Origin of the sequence: Brevibacterium linens, from assembly GCF_003999335.1 — a bacterium.
GTDB classification, from domain to species: Bacteria; Actinomycetota; Actinomycetes; order Actinomycetales; family Brevibacteriaceae; genus Brevibacterium; species Brevibacterium linens.
Map to the genome: position 1 here is coordinate 2,264,502 of NZ_CP026734.1, position 16,178 is coordinate 2,280,679.

13 protein-coding genes are annotated in these 16,178 nt (G+C 66.4%); 3 read left to right on the forward strand and 10 right to left on the reverse strand.

Features of this window, described 5'->3' with window-relative positions:
• Nucleotides 1-2 precede the first annotated feature (2 nt).
• The 7 genes from mraY to mraZ all read right to left on the reverse strand — a co-directional run bounded on the left by mraY (nt 3) and on the right by mraZ (nt 8,116).
• Nucleotides 3-1,091, reverse strand: a complete 1,089-nt coding sequence (gene mraY / locus CXR29_RS10300) for a phospho-N-acetylmuramoyl-pentapeptide-transferase (protein ID WP_101553358.1) — start codon at nt 1,089-1,091, stop codon at nt 3-5.
• Nucleotides 1,091-2,554, reverse strand: a complete 1,464-nt coding sequence (locus CXR29_RS10305; RefSeq protein WP_101553357.1) for a UDP-N-acetylmuramoyl-tripeptide--D-alanyl-D-alanine ligase — start codon at nt 2,552-2,554, stop codon at nt 1,091-1,093. Before CXR29_RS10305 ends, mraY begins: the two co-directional genes overlap by 1 nt.
• A 1-nt stretch (nt 2,555) precedes the next feature.
• Nucleotides 2,556-4,127: a UDP-N-acetylmuramoyl-L-alanyl-D-glutamate--2,6-diaminopimelate ligase gene (locus CXR29_RS10310; RefSeq protein ID WP_101593322.1), complete on the reverse strand. Its 1,572-nt coding sequence runs from the start codon at nt 4,125-4,127 to the stop codon at nt 2,556-2,558.
• A complete protein-coding gene (locus tag CXR29_RS10315) occupies nt 4,127-5,908 on the reverse strand; it encodes a peptidoglycan D,D-transpeptidase FtsI family protein (protein WP_127364470.1) in 1,782 nt (593 codons plus the stop codon). Before CXR29_RS10315 ends, CXR29_RS10310 begins: the two co-directional genes overlap by 1 nt.
• Before the next feature lie 75 nt (nt 5,909-5,983).
• A complete protein-coding gene (gene ftsL, locus CXR29_RS10320; protein ID WP_127364471.1) occupies nt 5,984-6,550 on the reverse strand; it encodes a cell division protein FtsL in 567 nt (188 codons plus the stop codon).
• Nucleotides 6,547-7,512 (reverse strand): 16S rRNA (cytosine(1402)-N(4))-methyltransferase RsmH, encoded by a 966-nt coding sequence (rsmH, locus tag CXR29_RS10325; RefSeq protein ID WP_101553354.1) that lies wholly within the window; start codon nt 7,510-7,512, stop codon nt 6,547-6,549. The genes ftsL and rsmH overlap by 4 nt, the downstream gene beginning before the upstream one ends.
• A 172-nt stretch (nt 7,513-7,684) precedes the next feature.
• Complete coding sequence (gene mraZ, locus CXR29_RS10330) at nt 7,685-8,116, reverse strand: division/cell wall cluster transcriptional repressor MraZ (protein ID WP_101553353.1); 432 nt, start codon at nt 8,114-8,116, stop codon at nt 7,685-7,687.
• Nucleotides 8,117-8,578: 462 nt separating this feature from the next.
• Between mraZ and CXR29_RS10335 the strand changes: the two genes are divergently transcribed.
• From CXR29_RS10335 to CXR29_RS10345, 3 genes are read left to right on the forward strand one after another with little or no spacing between them, the layout of a single operon-like run.
• Nucleotides 8,579-9,568 carry an AAA family ATPase gene (locus CXR29_RS10335; protein ID WP_101593320.1) on the forward strand — a complete coding sequence of 330 codons (990 nt, stop codon included), beginning with the start codon at nt 8,579-8,581 and terminating at the stop codon, nt 9,566-9,568.
• Between the two features lie 4 nt (nt 9,569-9,572).
• Nucleotides 9,573-10,829, forward strand: coding sequence for a DUF58 domain-containing protein (locus CXR29_RS10340; protein ID WP_127364472.1), 1,257 nt, complete (start codon nt 9,573-9,575; stop codon nt 10,827-10,829).
• A complete protein-coding gene (locus CXR29_RS10345; protein WP_127364473.1) occupies nt 10,826-13,348 on the forward strand; it encodes a transglutaminase TgpA family protein in 2,523 nt (840 codons plus the stop codon). The genes CXR29_RS10340 and CXR29_RS10345 overlap by 4 nt, the downstream gene beginning before the upstream one ends.
• 189 nt (nt 13,349-13,537) lie before the next feature.
• Here CXR29_RS10345 and CXR29_RS10350 read toward each other — a convergent pair whose 3' ends face one another.
• The 3 genes from CXR29_RS10350 to dinB form a co-directional block, all read right to left on the reverse strand.
• Complete coding sequence (locus CXR29_RS10350; protein WP_241241405.1) at nt 13,538-14,296, reverse strand: ElyC/SanA/YdcF family protein; 759 nt, start codon at nt 14,294-14,296, stop codon at nt 13,538-13,540.
• 31 nt (nt 14,297-14,327) lie between these two features.
• Nucleotides 14,328-14,735 (reverse strand): DUF3040 domain-containing protein, encoded by a 408-nt coding sequence (locus CXR29_RS10355; protein WP_101593314.1) that lies wholly within the window; start codon nt 14,733-14,735, stop codon nt 14,328-14,330.
• A gap of 131 nt (nt 14,736-14,866) precedes the next feature.
• Nucleotides 14,867-16,102 (reverse strand): DNA polymerase IV, encoded by a 1,236-nt coding sequence (gene dinB, locus CXR29_RS10360; RefSeq protein WP_101553348.1) that lies wholly within the window; start codon nt 16,100-16,102, stop codon nt 14,867-14,869.
• Nucleotides 16,103-16,178: the final 76 nt, after the last annotated feature.

The following is a 16,178-nucleotide window of genomic DNA, read 5'->3' on the forward strand; positions in this document are numbered from 1 at the left end:
CATCAGCCAATGCGGGCCACCCAGTCAGCGTAGAACAGGCAGATTCCGGCGATGACGAACAGGGCTGCGATGATCCAGAATCTCACCACGATCGTCACTTCCGCCCACCCCTTGAGCTCGAAGTGGTGCTGGAGCGGTGCCATGCGGAACACACGTTTGCCGGTGGTCTTGAAGGAAGCGACCTGGATGATCACCGACAGCGTGATGATGACGAAGAGTCCGCCGAGCACGATGAGCAGCAGCTCGGTGCGCGACATGATCGCCAGTCCGGCGAAGGCGCCGCCGATGGCCAGCGAACCGGTGTCGCCCATGAAGATCTTCGCCGGTGAGGTGTTGAACCACAGGAAGCCGAAACAGGCCGCGGCCATGGCCCCGGCGACCATCGCGAGGTCCCGGGGGTCGCGCATGTAGTAGCAGGCGTTCGTGGCCTCGGACATAAGGTTGCAGTTCTGGGTCGACTGCCAGGTGCCGATGACGACATAGGCGGCGAAGACGACCACCGAGGCACCGGCGGCCAGACCGTCGAGACCGTCGGTGAGGTTGACCGCGTTCGAGACTGCGGTGACGATGAGGTTCGCCCAGATGACGAACAGGATGAGTCCGAGGATCGCGGAGCCGAAGGCGAGGTCGAGGTTCGTGTCGCGGATGAACGAGACCTTCGTCGACGCCGGGGTCTCGCCGAAGGAGTTCGGGAACTGCAGGGCGAGGACGGCGAAGGAGATTCCGACGAAGGCCTGGCCGATGAGCTTCGGCATCGGGCGCAGGCCCAACGACCGCTGCCTCTTGATCTTGATGAAGTCGTCGAGGAACCCGACGACCGCCAGTCCCGCAGCCAGCCACAGCACGAGCAGACCCGACGCCGTGGGCACGGAACCGGTGAACAGATGCCCGAGCAGGTAGGCGAGCACTGCGGCGCCGATGATGACGACGCCGCCCATGGTCGGGGTCCCGCGCTTCGTCGCGTGCGAGGTCGGACCGTCATCGCGGACGAACTGGCCGTACCCCTTTCTCACGAGCACCCGGATGAACAGCGGGGTGCCGACCAGGGCGAAGATGAGAGCCAAGCAGGCTGCGAGCAGTACGGCAATCATCAGGTCCCCGATACTCCGGCGATTTCGTCTCCCAGATAGCGCAGACCGGCGTCACGGGAGGATTTGAACAGGACGATGTCGCCGGGTGCGAGTTCGGCGTTCAGGAGATCCCTCGCCTCGGCCGCGGTCGCGACCCAGGCCGCCTCGTTGCCCCAGGAACCCTCGAGGTTCGCGGCGTTGAAGATCGGCTTGGCGCCGTCGCCGACGACGATGGTGCGAGTGATGTTGAGACGCACGACGAGTTCGCCGATGTCCGAGTGCGCCGACACCGATTCGTCACCGAGCTCGAGCATCTCGCCGAGGACGGCGAAGGTGCGACGCGGACTCGTCTCCTCGTCACCGCGGCCCATCGAGGCCAGGGTCTTCAGGGAGGCTCGCATGGATTCGGGGTTCGCGTTGTAGGCGTCGTTGAGCACGGTCACGCCCGTCGGCGAATCGATGAGCTCCATCCGCCAGCGGCTGGCCGCCGAGGAGGTCGCCAGGGTCGTGACGATCGACTTCGTCGGCACTGCGCAGGCGTGGGCGATGGCGGCAGCCGCCAGAGCGTTGCCGACGTGGTGTTCGCCGATCAGCGCCAGACGCACATCGCGCGGCTCTTCACCGGGCAGGGTGAGGGTGAACGTCGGGTGGCCGGAGGAATCCGGGGACACGGAGGTGCCGCGCACGACCTGGTCGTCGGCTCCGACCCATTCGGGCAGGGACTCACGCTGTGAGAACCACAGGGTGGACACGTCGGGAGCAAGCACCTCGCGCATCGCGGACACGCGGGTGTCATCGGCGTTGAGCACGGCGGTGGATCCGGCCGTCAGAGACTCGACGAGTTCGGCCTTGGCCCGAGCGGTGTTCTCGATCGACCCGAAGACTCCGGAATGCGCAGTGCCCACAGCGAGTTCGACGGCGATATCGGGCCGGATGAGGCTGGTCAGATAGGCGAGGTTGCCGATCGACCGGGCTCCCATCTCGAGGACGAGGAAACGGGTTGATTCGACTGCCCGCAGAGCTGTCAGCGGAACGCCGACCTCGTTGTTGTAGGAGTTCGGCGGCCAGACGGTCTCGGCGGCGCCCGCGAGAAGATCGGCGGCGAGGTCCTTCACGGTGGTCTTGCCGACGGAGCCGGTGATCGCGATGACGGTGATCTCGCCGTCTGCGCGCAGGCCCTCGATGCTGTGCTTGGCCAGCTGGCCAAGCGCCTCGGTGGCATCGGCGACGACGACGACGGGCAGCGGCTCATCATCGATGGTGGGGACGGATTCGCCGATGATCAGGGCCGCTCCCGCCTCGACGGCGGCGGCGGCGAATTCGATGCCGTCGAAGCTCTCGCCTCGGCGGGCGACGTAGATATCGCCGGGTCCGACTTCTCTCGAGTCGGTCACCACGCCGGCGGTCAATGGGGTCTCGGGGTCGATGCCGTACAACTCGCCGCTCACGGCGGTTGCGATTTCGGCTGCAGTCAGTCGCTTCATATCATCTGTGAACTTTACCTGGTTGTGCGCCGCCCAGTCGCATGGACAGCGCTGAGCGTGTCCTGGCCCGGTCGTCGAAATCGGTGACCGTGGTGCCCACGGTCTGGCCTGTCTCGTGCCCCTTCCCCGCGATCAGCACGGTCGCGCGGGCGTCTGCTCCTGCGATCGCCTCGTCGATGGCGGCACCGCGGTCGGGGACCTCGATGATCTTTTTCACACGGGCCCGGCCCGCATCCACCTCGGCGTCGATCCCCTGCCTGATGGCGGCGCGGATCGTGTCGGGATCCTCGGTGCGGGGATTGTCGTCGGTGAGAACGATCACATCGGCCTCGCGTGCCGCCGCCTGTCCCATGCCGAAGCGCTTTCCGCGGTCACGGTCGCCTCCGGCGCCGAAGACGATGATGAGTTCGTCGGAGTCGGCGTGCAGGGTCGCAAGCGCCTTCGCGATCGCATCAGGGGTGTGGGAGTAGTCGACGATGGCCCGCGGCAGGAGCTCCGGGTGGGATTCGCGCTGGGCCCGCGGTCCGGAGACGTCGATGACCTCCATCCGTCCCGGCACCGTGGCCGCGAAGCTGCGGCCGATCGCATCGACGTCCGCGGCGCTGACGCCGGCTTCGATGAGCATCGAAGCGGCCAGGGCCGTGTTCGTGACGTTGAAGTCACCGGGCAGCGGTGAGCGCAGCCGGACGCGCCGGCCGTCGTCGAGGTGGAGCACGAAGTCGGAAACGCCGGGGGTGTGTTCGATGCGCCACTGGCTGCGGTTGTCGCGCCCCAGGGTGCGCACCGGCACCTGCGCAGCCTCGACCATCCGCTCACCCCATTCGTCCTCGACGACGATCACGGCCTGATCGGAGAAGGTCCGGGTGAACAGCTGCGCTTTGGCCTCGAAGTACTCCTCCATCGTGTTGTGGAAGTCGAGGTGGTCCTGCGAGAGGTTCGTGAACCCGGCGACCCGGAAGTGCGCCCCATCGACGCGATGCTGACTGAGCGCGTGGGACGAGACCTCCATCGCACAGGTGTCGACCTCGGCCGCGCGCATCTTCGAAAACAGGGCGTGCAGTTCGGGAGCTTCCGGTGTGGTGCGCACACTGGGCACGGTGTCACCGGCGATGAGGATGGCGACGGTGCCGATGACGGCGGTGCGGTGCCCCAGCGCCTCGAGCATCCCATCGGCGAGGTAGGTCGTCGTGGTCTTTCCGTTCGTGCCGGTGACACCGATGAGCTCGGGCGCCGAGGTGGTCCCGTAGACGGCGGCGGAGACGAACCCGAGCACGGCGCGAGGGTTTTCGACGATGAGAGCGGTGACGCCTCCGAGCAGCTGCCTGCCGGCCTCGTCCGCGCTCAGCGCCTCGGTGATGAGCTGCCACCCCGCGTCGTCGGTGAGGACGGCGTCGACCCCGCCGCGGATGAGTTCGGGGGCGAATTTCGCACCGTGGACGTTCGCGCCCGGCAGTGCCGCGTAGAGCTGGCCGGGTGAGACCGCTCGCGAGTCATGGGAGACTCCGGTGACCTCTGTCTCGGGGTCGCCGTGGAGGGTGCCGGGGGCGATCGGCAGCAGCTGTGAAAGACGCATCATTTCCATTCTCGTGCAGGCAGCTCGGGTTTCTCGGTCGACGGGGGAATCTTCAGGTGCCGCATCGCGAAGCCCGCGACGTCGGAGAACACGGGGGCTGCGGCCTGCCCACCGTAGTAGCCCTTTCGGGGCCGCTGCAAAGTCACGGAGATCGCCAACTGGGGGTCTTCTGCCGGCAGCACTCCGACGAAGGAGGCGGTGTACCCGTCGTAGCCTCCGCCCTCGGCCGCCGGCGCCTGCGCGGTACCGGTCTTTCCGGCGACCCGGTAGCCCGAGACCTGGGCGGACTTGCCCGTGCCTTCGGCGACGACGCCTTCGAGCATCCGCAGGGTCTCGTCGGCGGCCTTCTCGCTCACGACCCGTTCCTTCTCACCGGCCGGGGTGGAGATGGTCCGGCCGTTCGGGGTGATCATCCCGTCGACGAGTCGGGAGGGCACGTGGACTCCCCCGTTGGCGATGGTGGAGATGACGTCGGTGGTCTGCAGTGCGTTCGCGGCCACACCCTGACCGAACATCACGGTGTACTTCGTGCGTCCGTCCCATTCCTCGTACGGGTGGAGGATGCCTGCGGTCTCGGCGGGGAAGCCGATGCCGGAGCTGGAGCCGAAGCCGAACTTCTTCATGTATGCGTAGCGCTGGGCCTCGGGGAGCTCTTTTCCGGCGAGGATGGTGCCGGTGTTCGAGGATTCGGCGAGGATCCCGGCGAAGGTGAGCTTCTCATCGGGGTGGTCGTGGGAGTCGCGGAACTCTTCGTCGTTCGGCGCCGCCCACGTGTCCGGGACGGTGAATTCCTGTTCGGGCGTGACGAGCCCCTGATCGAGCAGTGCCGCGGCGGTGACCATCTTCGCGGTCGAACCCGGTTCGAAGATGTCGGTGAAGATACGTGAGCCGCGGTCGTCGCCGTCGACCTTGCCCGGTGAGTTCGGGTCGACCGTGGGAGCATCCGCGGCGGTGATGATGCGTCCGGTCTTGACCTCCTTGATCACGATGGATGCCGATTCGGCCTTGTGCTTCTTCCGCTGCTCCTCGATCGCCTGCTGTGCGTAATACTGCAGGTCCGGATCGATGGTCGTCTGCAGACCCTGGCCGTCGACGGCGTCCTTCATATTGTTGTCGCCGAGCGGGATGATCTCTCCCCGTGCACCGCGCTCGTACTGCTGCTGGCCGTCCGTGCCCGACAGCTCTTCGTCGTAGGCCATCTCGAGCCCGGCCTGGGCCGTGCCGTCGGAGCTGAGGAAGCCGACGAGGTTGCCTGCGACGCCGCCGGCGGGGTACGACCGCACCGCGTATTCCTCGGCGGAGATGCCGAGGACTCCGAGCTTCTTGACCTCACGCCAGGTCTCTGCGGTCAGACCCTTTGCGACAGGGTTCCAGCGTTTGTCGCCGACGAGTTTGGGGTAGAGCACACCGGGATCGGTCTTCAGCGGTTTCGACAGGGCTTCGGCCGCTCCCCACGCCCCGACGAGTTCGCCGTCGACTTCGTACTGGGCGACGTTCTGCTGGTCGACGACGAGCTGGTAGCGGGAGACGCTGTCGGCGAGCACGGTGCCGTCGGCGGCCAGGATCTGTCCGCGTTCGGCCGGCAGCGTCCGGGTGACCAGCCGGTTCGACAGTGCCTTCTCCGCCAGCTTCATCGAGTCCATGCCCTGGATCGACACCAGCCGGACGGAGGTGATGAGGAGGACGAGGACCGAGACTGCGGCGATGAAGCCCATCCGCAGACGCAGATTGGGGCCATCGCCCTTGCGCTTCCTCTTCAGTCGGGTTGTGGTTGAGCCCATTGCTTGAGTCCTCGGTCCTTGGTGTGGTCGGCGAAGGTTTCGGTCAGGCCGTTCCCCGGTCCCGGTGAGCTCGGACTACTTCGGTGCCTCCTGGCTCGGAGCCGCCACGTCCTGGCTCGGGCTGCCCCCGACGACCGGGAGCTTCTCATCCGATCGTAGATTGGGTCGGAGGTCATCACGTGTATCGGCGCGCGGGCCGGGCACGACTGCGGGCTCTTTCTCACCGCTGACATCGATGCCGGGGGCGTCGATGAGCTTTCCGGTCTTCGCATCGAGGAATTTCGGTGAGGAATCCCTGACGAGGCCGAGTTCCTCGGCGGCCAGGGCGATGTTCTGCGGGGACTCGCGGTACGAGTTGTCCTCGACGAGGCGGTCCTTCTGTTCGGCCAGGTCTTCCTTCTGACTCGTCAGCTGGTCGACCTTGTAGGAGGTGTTGGCCACGAAGATGTTGAGCAGCAGCACGGCCACGACGGTGGCCAGGAGGATCCCCACGCACAGCATCGAGAAGGGCAGACGGGACTTCGGCAGTTCGAACTTGAGCAGCCGCAGCTTCGCTCCGCCCTGCTGGCCACCGGCCTCTTCGAGCCGGCGGAAGCGTTCGGTGAAGTGGGGCTGACCCGCGGTCGCCTGAGAATTCCTCACGATCGTGCCTCCCTGATCTTCTGCACTGCCCGCAGGCGGACGCTCGCCGCCCGCGGGTTGGTCTCTGCTTCGTGTTCATCGGCCATTTCGGCGCCCCTGATGATCTCTGTCAGCCAGGGCTGGTGCTCCTCGGGGACGACCGGCAGGTCCGGCGGCGCCGAGGAGGTCGTGGCCGCCCGGAAGGTCTTCTTCACGATCGTGTCCTCCAGCGATTGGTAGGACTCGATGACGGCCACTCCCCCGACGTGCAGCGCCTCCAGGGCCGCAGGCAGCGCGGTCCGCAGCACTGCGAGTTCGTCGTTGACCTCGATGCGCAGGGCCTGGAAGGTGCGTTTGGCGGGGTGGGAGCGCTTCTTCGTCTGCGGAATCACTCGCGAGAGCATGGCCGCGAGCTGGTCCGAGGTCTCCCACGGGGTGTGGGCCCGGTCGGTGACGATGATCTTCGCGATCCTGCCGGCCAGCTTCTCCTCGCCGTATTCGCGCAGGATCCGGCGCAGCTCGGATTCGGAGTAGGTCGCCAGCACCGTCGCGGCGGTGAGTTCCTGAGTGCGGTCCATGCGCATGTCCAGGGGTGCCGGTCGGGAATAGGAGAAGCCGCGTTCGTCTTCGTCGAGCTGGAGGGAGGAGACTCCCAGGTCGAGCAGGATCGCGCTGATCGCTTCGATGCCGAGGTCGGCGAGGACGTCGGGCAGCTCATCGTCGACGGCGTGGACGATATCGGTGCGATCGGCGAAGGGGGCCAGACGTTCGCCGGCGATGTCGATGGCCTGCAGGTCACGGTCGATGCCGACGAGGTGGACATCGTCGAAGGCCGTGAGCACGGCTTCTGCGTGCCCGCCCATCCCCAGGGTGCCGTCGACGACGACCGGGGTGAGTCCGGCGGTCCGAGCGGCTTCGACGCCGACGCCGATGAGTTCGACCACGCGCTCCAGGAGCACCGGTACGTGCTGCTGAGATGTCATGCGCGAGTCCTTCGTGTGGGTGTGAGTGTCGGGGGCGTGTGCGCTGCTGGAGCCAGAACCTTGACCGCCGAGGCCCTGCCACCGGGGAAGTGTGTCAGGACGTCCGAGCTTCGGAAACGGGGAAGTTCCCCGAAACTCGAGCACGGCGGGCAAGGATCAAACCCGAGCAGAATCAGATCACTCCGGGGATCACCTCCTCTTCGCGTTCGGCGAAGGCCTGCTGAGCGCCGACGAGGTAGTCCTCCCAGGTCGGTGCATCCCAGATCTCGACTCGGTTTCCCATGCCGATCACTGCGACTTCCCTGGTCAGTGATGCGTACTGCCGCAATATGTTCGGGACCGTGATGCGCCCCTGTTTGTCCGGCTGGTCCGCAAATGCCGCCGACAGGAACACACGCTGGTAATCGCGGGCTTCCTTGTTCGTCTTCGGCGCGTTCTGGATTCGCGCGTGCTCGGCTTCGAACTCCGTGGTGGGGAACAGGGTGAGGCAGTTCTCCTGGCCACGGGTCAGAACGAGTCCGGGCGACAGCTCCTCGCGGAACTTTGCGGGCAGGATGAGGCGACCTTTGTCGTCGAGCTTCTGCATATGAGTGCCCAAGAACATGTCGTCTCACCCCTTTCGAAACCCATCGGCTCCGATAGCAACCACAGTACTCCACTTCCCTCCACAGATTCCAGCTTTTGATCCCAGCGATACGTCGAACCTAACGTTTTCCCAGGTCAGATAAGTGGAGGAAAGTGGGGAAAATTTCCCTCAGGCGCGTCGCGGGGGTGTCGGGCAGACGGGAATCAGTACGTTCACGCACAGGGGTGGTCCGCCTCGGCGAGAGCAGCGAAAGCGGCAGAGATCCGCGAGAATCCGCGGATCACGGATGCTTCCCCGCACCGAGGTGGAGGCGAATGGGGAGGAAAGTGGAGGGTCCGCGTGGAGGAAAGTGGGGAGGAGGGTGGGGAGTGGAGTGGGGGTCGCCTCGGGGAGCGGATGGAGGCGCGGAGGGATGGGCAATGACGAAGCTGAAAGAAACTCGTGTGGCTGGGGTGCCGGCTTTCAGGGACAATGGAGGGTATGTCGACCAGCCAAGAAGGTACACAGACCAATTCCGTGATCGGCGCCGAACACATCGAGTGGGTGCAGAATCTGACCTCGCGGGCACGCACAGCGATGAACTCGGTCCTCGAGGGCAAGGATGAGGCCGTCGGGCTCTCGCTCATCGCGCTGCTCGCCGGCGGACACGTCCTCTTAGAAGACGTCCCCGGCGTCGGCAAGACCCTGTTGGCCCGTGCCATGGGCAAGGTCGTCGACGGCTCCGTGCGCCGCATCCAGTTCACTCCGGACCTGCTGCCCACCGACGTCGTGGGCGTGAACCTGTTCAACCAGGAGACTCGTCACTTCGAGTTCCGGCAGGGCCCGGTGTTCGCGAACATCGTCATCGCCGACGAGATCAACCGCGCGTCCCCGAAGACGCAGTCGGCGATGCTCGAGTGCATGGCCGAGGGACAGGCGACGATCGACGGGCAGACCTATCCGATGCCCACGCCGTTCATCGTCGTCGCCACTCAGAACCCGATCGACATGGAGGGCACCTACGCTCTGCCCGAGGCGCAGCGTGACCGCTTCCTCACGCGCATCTCCCTGGGGTATCCGGCGACGTCGGACGAGGTCGATCTGCTGGACAACCAGATCCAGAACGATCCCCTCGAGACCGCCGCCGCGGTGACGAACCTCGAGCAGATCACTCAGGCGCGCACGATCGTCCGCCATGTCTCCGCGAGCCGGGCGCTGCGCGAGTACATCGTGGCGATCCTCCACGCCACCCGCAACGATCAGGCGATCCTGCTCGGCAGCTCCCCGCGCGGCGGCGTCCACCTGCTGCGTGCGGCGAAGGCCCGCGCGGCCCTGTCCGGGCGCACCTTCGTCACCCCCGACGATGTGCAGGCCTTGGCTCCGTACATCCTCGCCCACCGCATCATCCCCCGCGACGGCGACGACGCGGAGCTGGCAGCCGACCTCATCGGTCGGGTGCTCTCCCGCGTGCCCGTCTCGACGAACCAGTGACCGCATGCGACTGAGCACTTCGGGCATCATCTTCGTCCTTGCCGGGGCGGCCCTGATCATCACGGCCTACCGCTTCGCGCTGCCCGGCCTGCTGCCGGCCGGCCTGCTGCTGCTCGGCCTGGTCCTGCTCTCGGCGCTGCTCATCCTGTGGGGCACCCGTCGGGTGTCGATCGCGATGAGCACGAACCTCCACGAGGTGGCGCTGGCTCCCTCTGGTGACCGCTACCCGCTGGCCGCCGAGGGCAAGGAGGTCGAGGTTCAGGCAAACGTGACCAATGTCGGCCAGCTCGCGATCCCCGGCGCGACGATCGACTTCGTTCCGGCCGAGGGGTTCGGCGATTCGACCTCCGGCGATGTTCCGGCGCTGGCTCATGGGGCGTCGCAGACGGTGCTGACGTCCTTCACCCCGAACCGCCGTGGTGTCTCCGGAATCGACTCTGTCCTCATCACGGTATTCGGGCCCTTCGGCCTGGTGAAGATGAAGAAGAAGGTCCACGGGGCCTTCCCCGTGGCCGTGTCCGTGCCAATTCTGCCCGCCCGCATCCCGCAGGATTCGTCGATCCGGCCCGCCCGCCTCGACGACGGCAAAGTCCGCACCGGTCACACCACCCGAGACTTCCACACACGTGAGTACGTGCCCGGCGATGACCTGCGGCATGTGCATTGGCCCTCGACGGCGAAGTCCGGCGAGCTCATGGTCCGGCATGAAGCCGATGAGGAGACGCTCTATGCGCTCATCCTCATCGACCTCGTCGCCGATGAAGGCGCTGAGGAGCCGAGCGATCTCGAGATCGAGTTCCTGCTGGCCGCGGCGACCGCGGCCGGAACCGCGTTCCTCAAGTCCGACTACGAGGTCAATGTCGTTGCTCCCGGACACCAGATCAGATTCAAAGGAGCCCGCGAGATCGACAAGCTGCGTCTGCTGACCGCCCTTGTGCGTCCGGGCAGGGTCGAACTGCCCTCGCACGACAACCCGAACCACATCGTCATCTGCTCCGTCGGTGATCAGCGGGGACAGGAACTCGCCTCGCACTTCTCCCGTCGGGTGCCGGTGACTCTGCGCACCCTCAGCGAGATCGACGATCTGACGATGTTCGGTCTCAGCGAGGACCTGCCGGAGTCGTGGACGACCTTCGAGTCCAAGCGATCCCGCGGCGGCACCGGTCGGAGCTCGGCCGAACCCGGGCCGGGCACCGCCGGCGCCGGAGCCTCTGCGGCTCCGGGCAGCGCGAGCTCGACTCCGCAGGGGGTGCGCCGATGAGTCTCTATACCCCTGACACCCGTCCGCGCGGAGCCGATTCCGGGCCTCCGGAACAGGACTATTCGGCACCGGTGTCGACGAACGATGAGCGTCCGAGCACAGGTTGGCTCGAAGCGATCGTCGTCTTCGTGGCCATGGCGCTGACGGCGGTCGCCGTGTCGGCCGTGTTCAAGGACTTCGCCTGGCTGTCGCCCGTGCTGGTCTCCGTGGCCGTCGTCGTCATCGTCGGTGCCGTCTTCCGCACCGTTCCGGCGCTGCGGTCGACCGGCACCGCGGTCATCGCCCAGTGCGTGGCCGGTCTCATCACCGTGTTCGTCGTCTGTGCCGGGGATTCGCTGCTGCTCGGGTTCATCCCGACCGGTGAGGCCTTCGGCGCGGTGATCGATCTGCTCTCCGAGGGAGTCAGCGACCTCTATGCGACCGCTCCCCCGGCGGCGAGCACACCGGGCTTCATCGCGATGCTCACGATCGCCTTCACCCTCATCACGATCCTCATCGACGGTCTCGTCTCGGATCTGCGGGCGCCGAAGGTCGGCGGTGTGCTGCTGCTCGTGCTGTGGATGATCCCCGTCTACTTCGCCGCTCAGGAGGTGAAGTGGTGGCATGTGGTCGCGATCCTCGCGGCATTCCTGCTGCTCATGCTCAGCCCCTATCTGCCCGCGACCCGGTGGCGCGGAGGAATGACGGCGATCCTGGCCGGAGCTCTGGCTCTGGCGGTCGGCATCGGCCTGCCCCTTCTGCTGCCGCCGGTGCCGACCCTGCCGGATCGGGGGTCGAAGGGCCAGGGCGACCTGACCGTGACGAACCCGTTCCTCAACCTGCGACAGAACCTCGGCGATCGCGATGACACGACGCTGTTCCGCTACCAGACGACGGCCGAGGAATCGGATCCGATCCGGTTGACCTCGATCGATGACTTCGACGGGGAGAACTGGGCGCCGAGCCCGTTCAGCCTCGATCCCTTCGCGATCGCCACCGATGGCATGCCGTGGCCCGAGGGGATGCCGCGGGACAAGAACTTCAACGAGGAGACGATCAGCGTCGCCGTCGGCGACAACTACGATCAGCAGTACCTGCCGTCTCCGTATGCTCCGCAGCAGCCGAAGGATCTGGGTCGCCGGTGGATCTTCGACGAGAAGACGCTGACGATCGTCGGCAACGGTGAGAAGACCGGCGGACTGCAGTATTCGATGGACTATCTGTCCCCGAATCCCGATGTCGCGGATCTGCAGTCGGCGACTCCGGTGTCCGAGAGCGATTTCGAGACCGAACTCGCAGTCCCCGATTCTCTGCCCACGAGCGTGAAGGAGACGGCGGAGCGAGTCACCGCCGATGCCGAGAATCAGTGGGAGGCCGCAGTCATGCTGCAGGCGTATTTCCGCGGCGGCGATTTCGAGTATTCGCTCGATGCTCCCGAACGCGCCAGCGGCGATGCGATCTCGGACTTCCTGGCCGATAAACAGGGCTACTGCGTCCAGTTCTCCTCGGCCATGACGATCATGGCCCGCACGATGGGCATCCCGGCGCGCATCGGCGTCGGCTACGCCGGGGCGGATGAGGGCGAGGACGGCTACGACGTGAGCATGCAGGATTCGCATGCCTGGCCGGAGCTGTACTTCGAAGGCGCCGGTTGGGTGCGCTTCGAACCCACCCCCGGCGGGCCGGCCGGCGATCCGCCGAAGTGGACTCTCGCCAATGGCGCCGACCAGCAGGAGGAGAGCGACGAGACAGAATCAGCGAGCCCGAGCGAAGAGCCGACCGAGTCCGCCTCACCGACCGGTGGCTCCGAAGGGCCCACCGAGGAGGAGACGAGCACGGAGGCCGCAGAGCCGGCCGGTTCGGATCTCGGCACGGTCTTCGGCATCGCAGCGATCGTGCTCGTCCTGCTGCTGCTCGCCGCACTGCCGGCGATCTGGCGTTCGATCCTGCGTTCGCGCCGGACGAAGGATCCGAACGACCTCGAAGCGGTGTGGACCGAGGTCCGCGCTCTGGCGACCGACTACGGGCAGAGTTTGGATTCGAGTCGGACGCTGCGCTTCAACGAGCTCGTGCTCTCCGGTGCAGTCCCTGCAACCGGTGCTGCCGGTGGCTCCGGGACTGCGGGCGCCACGAGCTCGCCCGAGGCAGACGCGGGCACCACGGCACCGGAGGTCGATCCGGACACCGGCGAACCGACGCGAAAGTCCGCCGCCGAGGCGGCCGCCGGTTCCGGTGCCGCCGCCCAGAGCGCAGAAGGCGCCGGCTCCTCGACGTTTGATCGTTCGGATGAACGGCTGCGACGTTTGAGCAGTCCGGCTCCGTCGACGCCGACCGAGACGGGCCGTGATGATTCGGCCCTGGGAGCGTTCGTCGATGCTCTCGAAGCCCAGCGCTACGGTGCCGCGACCGAGTCTCTCGACGACTCCGAGGTGCGCGCGCTCGTCGACGAGGTGAAGACGGACCTGTCGGAGCGAGCCACGCCGGGCGGTCGGATCTCCGCGAAGATCTGGCCGGCCAGCTTGTTCAGTCGTCCCAAATGACGATGAGCTGACGATCCTGGCCGATACCTGACGATCCTGGCCGATACCTGACGATCCTGGCCGGTGAACGAAGAGGCGGTCCTGCGGGGCCGCCTCTTCGCTTCCGCATCCTCCACGACAGGCTCGCCCCGCGAGGCGGCTCGTCGCAGGCTCCAAGAGCCTGGGAGCTCAGTGCGTGAGCGTGGCACCTCAGTGCCCTGCCGCGTGTTTCGCGTCCTCTCGATCGAGTGCACGCAACGCGAGCAGTCCGCGCACGGCGGCGATGGGCTTCACCAGCGGATGTTCTCCGAATCGGTAGTCTCCCCCGCGGACCAGTCGTCGTGCCAGGTCCGGGCGCATCTGCCACAGGTGGTCGCGCGCCTTCTCGGCATGATGGGAGTTCGAGACGATGCTGATCGTCGTGGCCGGGGTGAGTTCGCGATCGATGATGGGGATCGCGTTGGCGATGTTCTCCCACGTCGTTGTGCTCTGCCCCTCCCGCACCGTTCGAACGGTGAAGCCGAGTTCCTCACGGGCGAAGCTCTCCACGATGAGCGCCTCCGACGTTCTGCCCGCGACGACTCCTCCGCAGAAGATGAGGAGGCTCGACCGCGCCCTCGGATCGATCGACCGCAGACCCGCGCGGACCCGGAATCGATTGATTCCGTTCGACCGCAGACCCGCGCGGACCCGGAATCGATTGATTCCGTTCGGCCGCTGCCCGCGGTTGGCATATCCGAGGACCACGATGATCTGGTCGCTGCCCGCCGTCCGCATGGTCGCTGTGTGACGACTCGCGCACCGACTGCTGCGGCGCCTGCGGGGATCGGCGACGTCACAGTCTCCCAGTCGGCGGTGACTCGATCGCCAGTGGGCCGCCTCGGCGAAGACGAAGACACCGGCACAGACGGCGAGGACTGAACCGGCACTCACGAGCACGCGGACCGGCATGGAAAAAGGCACCCTCATATCGAGAGTGCCTTGATCGCCGAGACCGGGATCATTCGCCGCGCTGGCGCTTCTCCCACCGGTCTTCCATCCGGCTCATGAACCCGGAGTTGCCCTTGGCGCCGCTCTTGCCTCCGGAATTCCGAGAGTCCGTCTGAGTCGTGCGCACATGACCGGGACGGCTGAACGCCCAGTACATCCCGGCGACCATGAGGCCGAACCCGACGACGCCGAGGGCGATCCACCAGACGGAGCTGGAGACGAGCGAGATCGCGAGGATCGTCGCGGCCAGCCCGGCGAGCGCGACGATGATGCCGAGGACGAAGCGCTTGGCGGAGAACCCGGGACCCGTGGCAGCGGCCTGGGTTTCCGAGATATTCCGCGCAAAACGAGGGTCTTCACTGCGCAGCTGCTTCTCCAGTTGATCCAACAGCTGCTGTTCGTGATCGGAGAGTGGCATCTCGAACCCCCGTTTCGCTTCTCAAGTCTTTCACTCAATCATAGTCTCTGAGGCCCGAAAAAACATCTCCGCAGGCTGTCAGGAGCCGGATTCCCACGGGGTCTTCAGACTGTGCTCCCGCTCACCCGCTCTCAGGCCTCGGGAGGCTTGCGCAGAAGCGAAGCCTGGGAGATCGCTTCGCTGCCGAACCGGCGTCTCACCTCGTCGAGGGCGACCTCGGCGTCGCGTCCGGAATGAACTGGTTCGTCCAAGGTGGCCTGTCGTCCCGTGACGGCGAAATCGCTGAGTCCGGCAGCCCTGACCCCGAGCAGTCTGACGCCCTGAGAGCGCTGCTCGCGCAGCGTGCGCAGAGCGGGGCGAAGGGCCTCGTACATCTCCCTGGCCAGATCCGTCGGAGCCGTCAGGGTCACCGATCTCGACAGGGTGGTGAAATCGCCGAGGCGGTACTTCAGTCCGAGGCTCGTGGCCACCTTCCCCTCCGCACGGACCCGATAGGCGACCTTGTCGGCCAGACGCAGCAGTTCGTGTTCGAGCACAGCGATGTCCCAGATGTCCTCGCCGAAGGTGTTCTCCGCACTGATCGAGTGTTCTCTGGCCTGCTGGTCGAAACCGGAGGAGTCCTGTCCGTGGGCGGCCCGCCACAGCTGATGGCCGTGGGCACCGAAGACGCGTGCGGCCCAGTCCTCGTCCACGGCGGCGAGGTCGCCGATGAGACGGATTCCGTAGCGGGAGAAGCCTGCCTGGGTCTTCTCCCCCACTCCCGGCAGAGCTTCGATCGGCATCGGGTCGAGGAATTCCCGGGTCGCAGCCACGGGCACGAGCAGCTGACCGTTCGGCTTCGCCCTGGTCGAGGCGAGCTTGGCCACGACCCGGCTGACGGCGATGCCGACCGAGGCGCTCAGCCCCGTCCGCTCCCGGATCCGGGCACGCAGCTGGGTGGTGATCTCGACCGGAGAGCCGAGTCGTCGCACAGCTCCGGAGACGTCGATATAGGCTTCGTCGACACTGACCTGACGAACATCGGGAGTGACCTCGGCGACGAGATCGAAGACCTGACGGGAGTAGGAGGAATACAGGCCGTGGGAGGGTGGGATCACCTCGGCGATGGGACACAGATTCATGGCCCGCGACATCGGCATCGCCGCGTGCACCCCGAACTCGCGCGCTTCATAGCTGGCCGAGACGACGACTCCGCGGCCGCTGCGCCCGCCGACGATGACGGGACGGCCGACGAGGTGCGGACGGCTGAGCAGCTCGACGGAGACGAAGAACGAGTCCATGTCGAGGTGGAGCATGGTGGCACCGGCGTCGTCCGTGCCCAATCGGCTCAGATCACCTCCGGATCGTGCCAGCTGCTTCCGACTCATCGCCTGCCCCTCGCGTTCGTTCCTTTCGGCTCCGCCGAACAGTCCAGGTACTCTTGAAGCATGGTATCGCGCACCT